This window comes from uncultured Campylobacter sp. (assembly GCF_938002845.1).
In the GTDB taxonomy this organism is placed as follows: domain Bacteria; phylum Campylobacterota; class Campylobacteria; order Campylobacterales; family Campylobacteraceae; genus Campylobacter_B.
On the sequence record NZ_CALKZP010000029.1, the window covers coordinates 18,743 to 32,122 of the forward strand.

General features: G+C 50.3%; 9 protein-coding genes. 6 read left to right on the forward strand and 3 right to left on the reverse strand.

From position 1 onward, the window contains the following. Nucleotides 1-93: 93 nt before the first annotated feature. The 3 genes from Q0224_RS04205 to Q0224_RS04215 all read right to left on the reverse strand — a co-directional run bounded on the left by Q0224_RS04205 (nucleotide 94) and on the right by Q0224_RS04215 (nucleotide 5,689). Nucleotides 94-837, reverse strand: coding sequence for a hypothetical protein (locus tag Q0224_RS04205; protein ID WP_297949352.1), 744 nt, complete (start codon nucleotides 835-837; stop codon nucleotides 94-96). 857 nt (nucleotides 838-1,694) lie between these two features. After that, nucleotides 1,695-2,624, reverse strand: coding sequence for a ribose-phosphate pyrophosphokinase (locus tag Q0224_RS04210; RefSeq protein ID WP_005873085.1), 930 nt, complete (start codon nucleotides 2,622-2,624; stop codon nucleotides 1,695-1,697). Between the two features lie 764 nt (nucleotides 2,625-3,388). Beyond that, entirely contained in the window at nucleotides 3,389-5,689 is a 2,301-nt protein-coding gene (locus Q0224_RS04215) for a DNA polymerase III subunit gamma/tau (protein ID WP_297949354.1), read from the reverse strand. Between the two features lie 92 nt (nucleotides 5,690-5,781). Here Q0224_RS04215 and Q0224_RS04220 point away from each other — a divergent pair, with 92 nt between their 5' ends. From Q0224_RS04220 to hemE, 6 genes are all read left to right on the forward strand, one after another. Continuing rightward, the gene (locus Q0224_RS04220; RefSeq protein WP_297949356.1) at nucleotides 5,782-6,330 is read left to right on the forward strand and encodes a YajG family lipoprotein; all 549 of its coding nucleotides are present in this window, start codon (nucleotides 5,782-5,784) and stop codon (nucleotides 6,328-6,330) included. Next, nucleotides 6,331-6,948, forward strand: a complete 618-nt coding sequence (locus Q0224_RS04225) for a ComF family protein (RefSeq protein ID WP_297949358.1) — start codon at nucleotides 6,331-6,333, stop codon at nucleotides 6,946-6,948. A 50-nt stretch (nucleotides 6,949-6,998) separates the two neighbouring features. Then, the gene (gyrA, locus tag Q0224_RS04230) at nucleotides 6,999-9,722 is read left to right on the forward strand and encodes a DNA gyrase subunit A (protein WP_297949363.1); all 2,724 of its coding nucleotides are present in this window, start codon (nucleotides 6,999-7,001) and stop codon (nucleotides 9,720-9,722) included. Next, nucleotides 9,715-10,746, forward strand: a complete 1,032-nt coding sequence (locus Q0224_RS04235; protein WP_297949359.1) for an aspartate-semialdehyde dehydrogenase — start codon at nucleotides 9,715-9,717, stop codon at nucleotides 10,744-10,746. The genes gyrA and Q0224_RS04235 overlap by 8 nt, the downstream gene beginning before the upstream one ends. Nucleotides 10,747-11,050: 304 nt before the next feature. Then, entirely contained in the window at nucleotides 11,051-11,542 is a 492-nt protein-coding gene (locus Q0224_RS04240) for a YqhA family protein (protein WP_297881576.1), read from the forward strand. A gap of 2 nt (nucleotides 11,543-11,544) precedes the next feature. After that, nucleotides 11,545-12,591 carry a uroporphyrinogen decarboxylase gene (hemE, locus tag Q0224_RS04245; RefSeq protein ID WP_297949361.1) on the forward strand — a complete coding sequence of 349 codons (1,047 nt, stop codon included), beginning with the start codon at nucleotides 11,545-11,547 and terminating at the stop codon, nucleotides 12,589-12,591. Nucleotides 12,592-13,380 lie beyond the last annotated feature (789 nt).

Genomic DNA, 13,380 nt, shown 5'->3' on the forward strand with positions numbered 1-13,380 from the left:
CAAAATTCCGTCGAGTGAAATTCCTCTTAAAATTTTGCGTCGTAAAATTCTGCTACTCTATCCGCGCTCAAGCCTTTAAATTTTAAACCAAAATCAGCCGCCGTCGATGTCGAAGTCAAGATGCTCTTTGAAGTAGGCACGCAGCCTGCGGCGGTCGTTGCGACCGGGCGTGATCGCAAACCACAGCACGCGGTCGTTCAGAGCTTTGCCGCGGATCAGCACGGTGTCGCGCAGCAAGATGTCGTGAAAGTCGCCGTTTAGCCGCCACGACGAAAGCGCCTTGGCGAAGATAAAGATCACGACGCCCACGACCATTATCACGAATGCCATCCCCACGCGCTCGCTCATGGCGATACCGACTAGCCACAGCACGATGATCGATCCGATTCCAAATGTGAAGAACTGCTCGCATTTTACGTAGCGGGAGTGGCTAAGCGCCGTGTAGCCGGTGCAGGTGCGCAAAAAGCCTGGCGTGAGCCTAACGTAGTCGATATTAAAGAGCAGAATTTCGCTCTTGCGCTCGTTTGAGACGAAGGTGATCGCATGGTCGCTAAATTTAAACAGCCCGCCGCCGTCGCGTCCTTGATACCAAGCTACGCCCGCGATCAAAAGCCCCAAAATCCCGCCTCCGCCGCGACCGCGTCCGTTGCCTAAAAAAATTTCATCTAAATCAAGCCCGGCCGACACGCCGTAAAAAAATATAAAGACCATCATCGCAATGACGAAGATCACGATGAAGGAGTTGTCGTTTTTGACGCTAAATCCGCCTGCGCTCGTGGTTCGTGCGCTGCGGTTGCGAAGGGCGGCTTTGTAGTCTTTGGTGCTAAAAGTAGGCATAAAGCCTCCTTTCTTTCGGGCTTGCAAGACTCTTTGCACGCTTTTAAAGCCCGTTTAAAACGGTGGAATTTTATAAAATTTCAGATCAAATTCGGATTAAATTTCAAATTTGAATAGGCTTTAGAATTTAAATGGGTTTCAAATTTAAAGGATTGAAATTTAGCCGACGAACTTAATATCACAATAAAGCACTACAGAGGCTTTGCGGGCGAAGATACTCCGTTAAGAACGGTGAACGCTTGGGAAATACGGCATTTCGAGCCTTGCAATGCTCTAAAATATAAAGAAATTTCGACGATAAATTTAAAATGGTAATCGGCGGGTGCATTCTTGCTGGTGCGTGCTGCGGATTTCGCGGCGAAATTTAAAAACGCGGTTTTACGATTTAGCGGGTGCGAGTTTTACAGAAGCTCGGCCACACAAGACAGATGGCGAATGCGCGGCAATTATCATAAATTTAAAGCGTAGCGGCGCTGCGCGATCTCATCAAATATGCAGAAAATTTTACGGCAAATTTAAAACGCAGTTTTTCGGAGTTAGTGCGGCGGATTAAAATGCGACTTACAGCGGTTGGTGCGGCAAATTTGCTCTGTAGTTGCAGTTAAATTTTCCGCCACGCGGAGTAAACGTCATGCATAAATTAAATTTGTCGCGTAGAAGCTAAATTTCGCGTCGCAGTTAAATATCTCTGTTCGCAATAGTCAAATCACAGCGAGCTCAAATGCTGTAAATTTAGAGCTCGCGGGCGTAAGCGCTTGACTTGCGGCTGAGCCGAGATCTTTTATTATAAGATGCCTATTGTTCGCATTCCTGCGGCTGTTTAAAACAAACCGCGCCACGCTTTAAATTTTAAAATTTTATTTGAATAAGCTATTTACGCTCTCGTCGTGATATACGCGCCTGATGACCTCGCCGAAGAGCGGAGCGACGCTGATTACCTTGATGCGGTCGCTTTCCTGCTTTAGCGGGATCGTGTCGGTCACGACGAGGCCATCCAGCGCGCCGCTTTCGATGCGCTCATATGCCGGGCCGCTTAGCACGGCGTGCGTGCAAAACGCGCTGACGCTCTTCGCGCCCTGTTCCTTAAACGCGCCCGCGGCCTTGACGATAGTGCCCGCGGTATCGATCATATCGTCGATTAGGATCACGTCCTTGCCTGCGACGTCGCCGATGATGTTCATCACCTCGCTTTTGTTCGCCTCCTCGCGGCGCTTATCGACGATGACGAGATCGAGCGAGAGCTTTTTGGCAAAGCTTCTGGCGCGCGCGACACCGCCCACGTCGGGGCTGGCAATGATCGGATTTTTTAAATTTTTCTCTTTCAGGTAGTCTAAAAATATCAGCGAGCCGTAGAGGTTATCGACGGGCACGTCGAAAAAGCCCTGTATCTGCCCCGCGTGCAGATCCATCGTGACGACGCGGTCGATTCCCGCCGTCTGCATCATATTTGCCACGAGCTTCGCGCTGATCGGCACGCGCGGGGCTGCTTTGCGGTCTTGGCGAGCGTAGCCGAAGTAGGGCACTACCGCCGTGATCGAGTTCGCGCTGGAGCGCTTCAGCGCGTCGGTTAGGATCAGAAGCTCCATCAGATTGGAGTTTGCGGGCGCGCATGTGGGTTGGATGACGAAGACGTCCTTGCCGCGCACGCTCTCGCCGATCTGGACGCTGATTTCGCCGTCGCTGAAGGTTTTGATCGCGCACTCGCTAAGCGGCAGCGAGAGATATTTGGAGATTTTTTTGGCAAATTCGGGATTTGCGGTGCCGGAGAAAATTTTATATCCGCGCATTTTGATGACCTTTGGATTGAAATTTGTTCGAATTCTACACCAAAAGCGCTAAATTTTAGCTAATTCGCCCGCCGCGCTCGCGTAAAATTCATAAGCGCGCATCGCGAACCGCAGCCAGTTTGCGAGATAAATTTTTAAAATTTCAGGGCGCCTCGGTTCGCCGCGGTTTTATTCTGGCGAAATTTGGCTTTGACTTACGGCGCCCGCGAGCGATCGGCGCCCGCGTTTTTGTACGAGCAGCCGCGCAGATTGCGGGCAAAATCGTATCGCAAAGTTTTATGAAAGTTTAAGAGAGCGCATCAAAACGAGGGCGCGGTATGGCTAAAGTCGTATTGCGTAGGCGTCGATGAGCGCGGAATTTTATATTTGCAATACAGACGCGCAAAATTTTATTTTTAGAGCTGCAGAGAGCGCGCGTAAATTTAGATTTTGAGCTCGCACGGGACAGACTGCGCGGATACCTGCGGCGCGCTAAATTTAGACTGTCGCGGCGTATGAATTTTTAGATCGCCAGCGCGGTTAAATTTAAAGCGCGCTTTGACGATCAAATTTAAAGCTCGGCTTTTAAAACCTGTCCGCGCGCCGCGAAATTTTAAAATTTATCGCGCGACTTTGGTCTGTCACGTAAATTTAGACACCGCCCTTGCGCGCTTAAATTTTAAAATCGCGCAGGCTAGCTTCGTCGCGTAAATTTCGATATCGTTTTTACTTGCTTAAATTTTAAAATGGCGCGGCGCGGAGATAAATTTAATCCGCAGTGAGCGCTATTCTGTGATTTTGGTGGGCTCGCCGAATAGCCTATTTATCTCGGAGATCAAAATTTCCTTGCCGTCCTGCGCGCCGTTTGCGAGCTCGGCGAGGCCTGCCTTGGCGGCGTGCACGCTCTTACTCGTATCGCGGGGCTTTACGGCGTAGTTTTGCGGATCGGTAGATCTTAACAGATCATCCTTCCCTCCGTCGTCATCTCCTGCAGAAATTTCGGAATTTTGCAGCTTGGAATTTGAAGCGGAATTTTGCGAATTGGAATTCGTCGCGGAATTTCGCTGTGCAGAATTTTGCATCGTAGAATTTTTCGAATTTTGCTGCTCGGAATTTCTTGCCGCATCAGTTTGCAATTTTGCGGCTTGCGCCTCATCTGCGGCGGAATTTATTTGCAGTGCACAGCTCTGCTCGCTCTCTTGCACGCCGGTTAAATTCCTATGATCTTGCTCGCCCGTTTGCGTAGATTCGGGATCTTCTTGCACGCTGCTAAGGGCGGAGCTTTCAGTAAAATTTTGTGCCGTGGGATTTGCAGGGCTTTGTGAGGTCGAATTTCTCGGGCGCGCAGTATCGGCGCCGGATTCGAAAGCCGCGCCTTGCGTAGAATTCTTGCTTTGCGTAGCGGTTGCGCCACGTGCGGAATTCTGATCGCGCTCGCTTTGGGCGGGATCATCGCCGTTTTGCAACGTGCCTTGCTCGATCTTGATGGCCGCGCTCTCGCCGAAAAGTGATTTTAGCACGCTATTTATCGCTCGCGAGCCCTTGCGCAGATACTCTCTGTCCTGTCCCTGCGCGCGCGAGAGCAGATACAGCGTGCCGCGCTCGAACTTTAAAAATTCCACGCACTTGCTAAATTTCTCGCCTAGATCGTAATCGCGGTCGTAAATTTTGGCTAAAAAATTCTCGTAAATTTCATTTTGAGCGCTCGTTTTGACGGACGGGCTAGAATTTTGAGCCTGCGCCGCCGCACCGCCTGCGCCCGGTTTGATCTCGCCGCCTGCGTCAGGGCTTTGTTTCGCTGCACCGCCGGCACCGAAGTTTTGCGCCGAGTTTACGGGACGTTTTGCGCTTGCCGTGAAGCTAGGCACGCCGCTTGTCGCGCTACCCTGGTCGCTCGGTGCAAAAGTCGCGCCGTCCGGCTCGCTATTTGGCGCAAAAGTCGCGCTTTGGTTGGAATTTGACCTAAAATTCGGCGCAGAGCTTTGCGCGTTAAAATTAGGCGCCGAAGCAGAAGGATAGCCCTCGCCTTGATCCAGGGATCTTCCGATCTCGATAAGCTCGTCGATCTCGCGCAGATTGACCGCCTCCATCATCATAAAAATCATCATAGAAATTGCGTAAGTGTTATCCGGGCTGATGGCGAGCATGCTCTTAGCGCCCGCTAAAATGCGGAAAAACCGCTCATACATCAGCAGGCTAAATTTCGCGTCGCGGCGCAGGAATTTATCCTTTAAATTTGCGATCATCTCGTCGATTATCGTCTCGGCGTTGTAGTTTTCGACCTCTTTGATGATCTCGATCGCGCCCGCGCGGTCCTGGCGCAGCACGACGTCTAAAATTTCGCCAATTTTAGTGGGATCGAGCAGGCCAAGCATATCGGCGATCGCGCGCTGCGTGATGCCTTCGCGGCTAAAGATAATCGCCTGATCTAGGAGAGTGAGCGTGTCTCGTAGAGAGCCTGAGCCGCTGCGCGCTAGAATTTCGAGCGCACCCTCTTCGTAAGCGATGTTTTCGGTTTTTAAAATTTGCTCTAGGTGCGCTACGACGGCGCTTTTAGCGATCGGCTTAAAGCGAAAGTGCTGCGTGCGCGATAGCACCGTGACGGGAAGCTTGAGCGGATCGGTAGTCGCAAGGATAAATTTTACGTAGCTAGGCGGCTCCTCAAGCGTCTTTAAAAGCGCGTTGGAGGCCTCTTTGGTGAGCATATGCACCTCGTCGATGATGAAAATTTTAAAGCGCGCGCTTGCGGGATGATACTTCGTCTGCTCGATGAGCTCGCGGATATCGTCGATCTTGCGGTGGCTGGCGGCATCCATCTCGATGATGTCGATGTGGCGCCCCTCATTTGCCATTACGCAGTTATCGCAGATCTCGCACGGCTTGCCGGTAGGGCCTTTATCACATAAAAGCGCTTTGGCAAAAATCCTAGCCGTCGAGGTTTTGCCGCTGCCGCGAAGTCCGCTGAAAAGATATGCGTGGCTCAGCCTGCCCGAATCCAGCGCGTGTGCGAGGCTTTTGGCGACGGCATCTTGACCGATGAGCTGCTCGAAGCTTTTGGGTCTATATTTTAAAGCGAGTGCTTGCAAAATTTCTCCTTTGATCTTGCAATGATACAAAAAAATCTATAAATTTTAAATTTAGTGCTACAATGCGCCCGAATTTCAGAAAAAGGATCAAAATGAAAAAATTTTTAATCGGCGTATTTGCGCTATTTTTTGTCGCCTGCTCGCAAACCAGCAGCGTCATCAGCTTAAATCCGTATCTTTCTAAGGCCGATCAGACCGTAAGCGGCAAGTCCGTAAATATCAACGCGATCAACGATCAGCGCGAAAATCAGATGGTAATCGCCGTCATCAACGATAACGACGGCAAGCTAGTAGATGAGGTGCTTTTAAAAAACAATCTCTCGGCGTGGTTCGACAAGGCTTTGCGCGCGGAGCTTGAGGCTCGCGGCGTAAGGATCGATCCTGCAAGCCCGAATATCGTAACCGTAAATATCAGAAGTATCTCGGCGGCGATCAACGGCTACTCAAAGGAAAATATGAGCGCAAGAGGCGAGATCGCGATTTCTATCGTGCAGGGCAACAAAACTACGACCAAGCGCGTTTCGCAGGATCAGAGCCAATTTACCGCGCTTCGTACGGCTAGATCGCTTAATCCTTTCGTGCAAAGCTTGCTTGGCGACATCGTCAAAAAATCCGCCGATCAAATCATCTTGACGCTTTAGATGCGCTGCGTAAATTGCGGCGCGTTTAGCCTGCGCACGATCTGCGCCGCCTGCGCCGCAAATTTAGCCGAATGCCGCCTAGGTATGCGGCAGGTGGAGGGCTTTAGCGTATTTTATTACTACGGTTACTCCGAAATTCGAGAGCTTATACTTTCTAAACATCACGAATACGGCGCTGCGGTGCTTGCGCGCATAGCTTCTTTAAGCCTAGCGAAATTCCCGCTTCATCTGCAGCGCGAAATTTCTGCAAATCCGCAAAACTACGAAGCGTTTAAAACGGACGGAATTTTTAAATTTAACGCCGTGCCACTGGATGATGACGCTCGCAGCGGCTATTCGCACACGGCGATCTTAGCTCGCGCGCTAAAAAGCGAACTGATTGAGCCGAAATTTCACTGCCTGCGCGCGCAAAATCGCGTCAAATACACGGGGCAGAGTTTGGAATTTCGCCTAAAACACAAGCGAAATTTTAAAATTTTAACCCCGCCGCAATTCCCCGTGATCCTAGTAGACGACATCATCACCTCGGGTCTTAGCATGCTGCAAGCGCGCGAGAGCTTGATCGATGGCGGCTTTATGCCCGTGTGCGGCTTGGTTTTAGCTAATGCAAAAGAATAATTCGCTATAATCGCGCTTTAAAATTTAAAAGGATATTTATGCAATCAAATATGTTTGAAAATCAGGAGATCATCGATATCGACGTCGAAGAATCGATCAAGACGAGCTATCTTGATTACTCGATGAGCGTTATCATCGGTCGTGCGCTACCGGACGCTAGAGACGGTCTAAAGCCGGTGCATAGGCGAATTTTATACGCGATGAACGATCTTGGCGTGGGTTCTCGCCAGCCATACAAAAAATCCGCCCGTATCGTAGGAGACGTTATCGGTAAATACCATCCGCACGGCGATACCGCCGTTTATGATGCGCTCGTGCGAATGGCGCAGAGCTTTTCGATGAGAATTCCTTCCGTGGACGGGCAGGGTAACTTCGGATCGATCGACGGCGACGGCGCGGCGGCGATGAGGTATACCGAAGCGCGTATGACGCCGCTAGCCGAAGAGCTGCTAAAAGACCTGGATAAAGAGACGGTCGATTTCGTGCCGAACTACGACGAGAGCCTGAACGAGCCCGACGTCCTGCCTGCGCGCGTGCCGAATTTACTGCTTAACGGCTCAAGCGGAATCGCCGTAGGAATGGCGACGAATATCCCACCGCACAGCCTAGATGAGCTCGTGGGCGGTCTTTTGATACTGCTTGAGAATAAAAACGCAAGCCTAGAGGAGATAATGGGCGAGATCAAGGGCCCTGATTTTCCGACCGGCGGCATCATCTACGGCAAAAAGGGGATTATCGAGGCGTATAAAACGGGCAGAGGGCGCGTTAAAATTCGCGCTAAAACCCATATCGAAAAAAAGGCTAGTAAAGACGTCATCGTAATTGACGAGCTGCCGTATCAGACAAATAAAGCGCGCTTAATCGAGCAGATCGCGGATCTCGTAAAAGAAAAGCAGATCGAGGGCATCTCCGAGGTGCGCGACGAGAGCGATCGCGACGGAATTCGCGTAGTAATCGAGCTTAAGCGCGACGCGATGAGCGAGATCGTGCTGAATAATCTATTTAAGCAAACTACGATGGAGGCGACCTTCGGCGTGATAATGCTCGCAATCGACGGCAAAGAGCCGAAGATTTTCACGCTGATAGAGCTTTTGAAGCTGTTTTTGAACCACAGAAAAACCGTCATCATCCGCCGCACGATTTTTGAGCTTCAAAAAGCCCGCGCTAGAGCGCACATCTTGGAGGGCTTAAAGATCGCGCTAGATAACATCGACGAAGTGATCGACGTGATTAGAAATTCCGCCGACACCAACGTAGCGCGCGAAAATTTAATGAGCAGATTCGGCCTCAGCGAGGCGCAATCGGGTGCGATCTTGGATATGAGGCTAAGCCGCCTCACCGGACTTGAGCGCGAAAAGATCGAGGAGGAGCTAAAAGAAATTTTAGCCGAGATAAAGCGGCTTGATGCGATCTTAAAGAGCGAGGAGCTGATTGAGGGGATCATCAAAGATGAGCTTTTGGAGATCAAGGATAAATTCAGATGCCCGCGCATCACCGAAATCGTCGATGACTACGAAGATATCGACATCGAAGATCTTATCGCGAATGAAAATATGGTCATTACGATCACTCACCGCGGCTACATCAAGCGCGTGCCTAGCAAGACTTACGAGAAGCAAAAGCGCGGCGGCAAGGGGCGCGTGGCGGTCACGACGTACGATGACGACTTCATCGAGAGCTTTTTTACGTCCAACACCCACGACACGCTTATGTTTATCACCGACCGCGGGCAGCTCTACTGGCTTAAGGTCTATAAAATTCCGGAGGGCTCGCGCACCGCAAAGGGCAAGGCGGTCGTAAATTTAATCCAGCTCGGCGCGGACGAAAAAATTATGGCGATCATCCCTACGACCGATTTTGATCCGAACAAGTCGCTCGTATTTTTCACTCGCAACGGCATCGTAAAACGCACGAATTTAAGCGAGTTTAAAAATATCCGCTCGCTTGGCATCCGCGCTATCAGCCTAGATGAGGACGATACTTTAGTAACCGCTCTCATCGCTCCAAATAGCGCCGAGGAGATGCAAAACTACAAAGGAGGCGCTCTAAGCGGCGACGATCTGGACGGCGGCGAGGCTGAAGAAGCCTTAGAGCAGACCGAGCAGGATATTTTAGAAGGAAGCGAGAATGAAATTTCGGATGAGATTTCGGACGCACAAGAGGGCGAGCCGCAAAGCGCCAACGAAAATATGCTCTTCATCGCTACGAAAAAGGGAATGTGCCTTAAATTTAATCTAAATAAAATTCGCCAGATGGGGCGCATCGCTCGCGGCGTAAAGGGGATTAAATTTAAAGAAAAAGGGGACGAGGTCATCGGCGCCGCGTTTATTTTAAGCGACATGCAAGAAATTTTAAGCGTGAGCCAAAAGGGTATCGGCAAGCGCACCACCGCGAGCGAGTATCGTCTCACAAACCGCGGTGGCAAGGGCGTCATCTGCATGAAGCTCACCAACCGCACCGGCGAGCTCATCGGCGTCGTGATGGTCGATGAGGAGATGGATCTCATGGCGCTAACCACCAGCGGCAAGATGATCCGCGTCGATATGCAAAGCATCCGTAAAGCGGGTCGCAACACCAGCGGCGTCATCGTCGTAAATGTCGAGGGAGACGACGTCGTGAGTATCGCAACCTGCCCGAAAGCCGAGGAGGGCGACGAGGGCGAAGCGGACGAGCTTGCGCAGGATGAAAATTTATTAAATTCAAATTTAGATAGTAAAGATTCGCAGAGCGAGGGCTCTAGCGATGAAATTTTAAAAGGAGGAGAGGATGAGTAGTTACAATATCGCCATCGTAGGCGCTACCGGCGCCGTAGGCGAGGAGATTTTGCGCGTCTTAGACGAGATGAACTTCCCCGTAAAGGACATACTGCCGCTTGCAAGCGCAAAGAGCGCGGGCGAGAAGGTGGAATTCCGCGGCAAAGAATACGTCGTGAGGGAGCTAACGGACAGCACTTTCGACGAAAACGAGATCGACATCGCGTTTTTTAGCGCGGGCGGCTCCATTTCGGCGCATTACGTGCCATTTGCTGCGGCAAGCGGCGCAGTGGTGATCGACAACACTAGCCACTTTCGTATGCAAGAGGACGTCCCTCTCGTAGTGCCCGAGTGTAATCCTCAGGATATAAAGCTATGGGAAGAGACAGGCATCATTGCTAATCCGAACTGCTCAACTATCCAGATGGTTCAAATTCTTAAGCCACTTGATGACGCGTTTGATATCGAGCGCGTGGACGTAAGCACCTATCAAGCCGCCAGCGGCGCAGGCAAAGAGGGCATGGAAGAGCTTGTGTTTCAGCTGCAAAAATTCTTTGAATTTAAGCTTGATGAGTGCAAACCTAAAGTTTTCGCGCATCAGCTAGCGTTTAACGTCATCCCGCACATCGACGTCTTTTTGGACAACGACTACACCAAAGAAGAGATGAAGATGGTGAACGAAACGCAGAAAATTTTGCATAAAAACTTCGCCGTTTCGGCTACCTGCGTGCGCGTGCCGGTACTTCGCAGCCACAGCGAGGCGATCACGATAAAATTTAAAAAGGATTTCGAGATTAGCCGCGTGCGTGAAATTTTAAGAAACACGCCTAGCATCGTGCTTGTAGACGATCCGAGCAAAAACGAATATCCGATGCCGCTGCTTTCGAGCGACACGAACGAAACCTACGTCGGCAGGCTCCGCAGGGACAATTTCGACGATAAAATTCTGCATCTTTGGTGCAGCGCCGATCAGATCCGCGTCGGAGCGGCTACGAACGCCGTGCGCATCGCGCTTCGCTGGATCGATATGCAGCAAGATAAGTAAGATAAATTTAGCAGAGTCGCCGAGCCTTTGTGCGCGGATACGGTTGCGCGCGTGATTTCGGCGCCGAGGCCGCGCGAATAAATTTGCAAATCAACCTAGTTAAAATTTAACGCCGCGAGCTGAAATTTTGCGCCTTTAACCTGGCGCAAAATTTTAAAGACTCAAACGGGCACGATCAAAAGAGATAAATTTACGCGATTGTAAATGAGCGTAAATTTAAACGGACACTTCGGCATGGGGCGGCTTTTAAATTTATACGTCCGTTTGCGGAGCAGCTAATCCTAAATTAAAATTTAAGGAAGAAATGAAAGCTATATTTGAAAAATTTTTACTTTGCAGCAAATTTTTAACCCTCCTGCCAGTGCTTTTTTGCATCGCGGCAGGCGCGGCGATATTTGTGATGGCAAGCTACGAAATCTGTTCGGCGCTCTATAAAATCGTGGAATTTTTCCTAGCCCCGCAGAGCGAGCGAGCGCTTTACGTCGATATTTTAAGCGAGATAATAACGGCGATCGATCTGTATCTGGTCGCTATAGTGCTGCTAATCTTCGTATTCGGAATTTACGAGCTCTTTATCGACGAGTTTGTGGATCTAAATTTACAAGTTTTAAAGATCGCCTCGCTGGATGAGCTGAAGCATAAACTCGGCAGCGTCATCATAATGGTGCTCGTAGTGGATTTTTTCAAGCGCATTTTACATACCGATTTTACTACCCCTTTGGATATGCTTTTGCTCGCAGGGGCTATCTTCGCGGTTTGTTTGGCTTTGTATATTTTGAGTAAATTTAAAGGATAAAAATGGTTTTCATCGACGCATGCTTCGGCAAAGAGACCCCATACACGCCCATTTGGATGATGCGCCAGGCAGGGCGCTACCTGCCGCAATACATGGCGGTGCGCGAGAGGGCGGGCGATTTTTTGAGCCTGTGCCGCGACTACCGCGCCGCGAGCGAGGTGACGATCCAACCCGTGGAGATTTTGGGCGTCGATGCGGCGATACTTTTTAGCGATATTTTGGTCGTGCCGATGCAGATGGGGATGGATCTGCGCTTCGAAGCGGGCGAGGGGCCGAAATTTAGCGATCCGATCCGCTCCCAGGGCGATTTGGCGCGCCTTGATCCGCAAAAGGCCGCAGCGGAGCTCGGATATGTTTATGATACGATCTCGCTTACTCGCTCGCGCCTTGCCGCGGATAAAGCTCTTATCGGCTTTTGCGGCGCGCCGTGGACGATCGCTACCTATATGATCGAGGGCGGCGGCAGCAAAAATTACGCCGTTTGCAAAAGGATGCTCTACGAAAATCCGCAGCTTTTGCATGAAATTTTGCGCCTCGTTACGGAGGCGACGAAGCTTTATCTAGCGCGCCAGATCGGCTCGGGCGTCGATGCGGTGCAGATCTTCGACAGCTGGGCGGGCGCGCTGGAGCCGAGCGCGTATGAGGAGTTTGGCTGGCGATACATCCTAGAAATCACGGAATTTTTAAAGGCGAAATTTCCGCATATCCCGCTCATCGTCTTTGCCAAGGGCACGGGCGCGCAGATGTCGCGGCTGAGCCGTATCGCGGCGCGGCGAGGCAAGGCGAGCTTTGACGTATGGGGCGTGGATTGGAGCACTCCGATTGAGCTTGCGCGCGAGCAGCTCGAGGGCAAATTTGCGCTTCAGGGTAACCTGGAGCCAATGCGGCTATACGATCTCGGCGCGATAGAATCGGGCGTGCGCGAGATTTTAACGGCGATGAAGGGTGCTGCGCATATCTTTAATCTAGGGCATGGAATTTTGCCCGACGTAAGCGTGCAAAACGCCAAATATCTGGTGGATCTGGTACACGAGCTAAGCGCGCGCTAAAACCTTATTTTGCGATAGCCTGCTTGCAGCACGTCGCTGTGAAATTTCATAGAGCCGTAATTTAAAATTTCGCTCGCTCGGGTCGCTTGCTTTGCTTCCGCGCGATCTTTCCGCTGTCCATAAATTTTTAAATTTTGCACCGTTTTCATGCCGCTAAAACAGCTCGCGGAACGCAAAACTCTAAATTTTAAAATTTTGCGCCGTTTTGGCGAGGCAGTATCGCAAATTTTAAAATTTAGCCGTAGTTTGAAATTTTATATCGCTTTTACGCCGAGCGAGGCTTAAAATTTCACGCGCTATGTATGCGGCGACGTAAAATACCGCGAGCTCGCGATTTTAAATTTAGCCCGCGCTTTAAATTTATAGCTCTCACGTCCTAAATTTAAGGATAAATTCAAAGCTCTAAGTTTAAAATTTCGCCGTAGCGGGGCGGCGCGCGGAAGTGGAATTTCACATAAAAGCGGCGCCGAATTTCGGCACGCGGAGGTTAAATTCCAAGGCATAAATTTGCTACGTAGAATTTTCAAGGCTCGATGCAAAGCGTTATTGGCGCGAGGCTTAAGATCGGTATAAACTTGCTACGTAGAATTTCAAAGCGGGATTTCCTAGCTAAATTTTTTAAAAGCAAATTTTAGTAAAATTTCACGACGCGGAATTTCAAATTAAAATTTTGCAAATTAAATTCCGCAAAGTAAAATTTCAAAGCGAAATCTTGCGCCAAAAACGTCGTCATTCGCAAATCAAATCATCGGAGCAAAAATGAGATATATTTTCGGGCCCGTCGCCTCG

Coding starts and splice junctions, on each gene's coding strand:
- Q0224_RS04205 (WP_297949352.1), bottom strand. CDS start 837: ATGCCTACTTTTAGCACCAAAGACTACAAAGCCGCCCTTCGCAACCGC.
- Q0224_RS04210 (WP_005873085.1), bottom strand. CDS start 2,624: ATGCGCGGATATAAAATTTTCTCCGGCACCGCAAATCCCGAATTTGCC.
- Q0224_RS04220 (WP_297949356.1), top strand. CDS start 5,782: ATGAAAAAATTTTTAATCGGCGTATTTGCGCTATTTTTTGTCGCCTGC.
- Q0224_RS04225 (WP_297949358.1), top strand. CDS start 6,331: ATGCGCTGCGTAAATTGCGGCGCGTTTAGCCTGCGCACGATCTGCGCC.
- gyrA (WP_297949363.1), top strand. CDS start 6,999: ATGTTTGAAAATCAGGAGATCATCGATATCGACGTCGAAGAATCGATC.
- Q0224_RS04235 (WP_297949359.1), top strand. CDS start 9,715: ATGAGTAGTTACAATATCGCCATCGTAGGCGCTACCGGCGCCGTAGGC.
- Q0224_RS04240 (WP_297881576.1), top strand. CDS start 11,051: ATGAAAGCTATATTTGAAAAATTTTTACTTTGCAGCAAATTTTTAACC.
- hemE (WP_297949361.1), top strand. CDS start 11,545: ATGGTTTTCATCGACGCATGCTTCGGCAAAGAGACCCCATACACGCCC.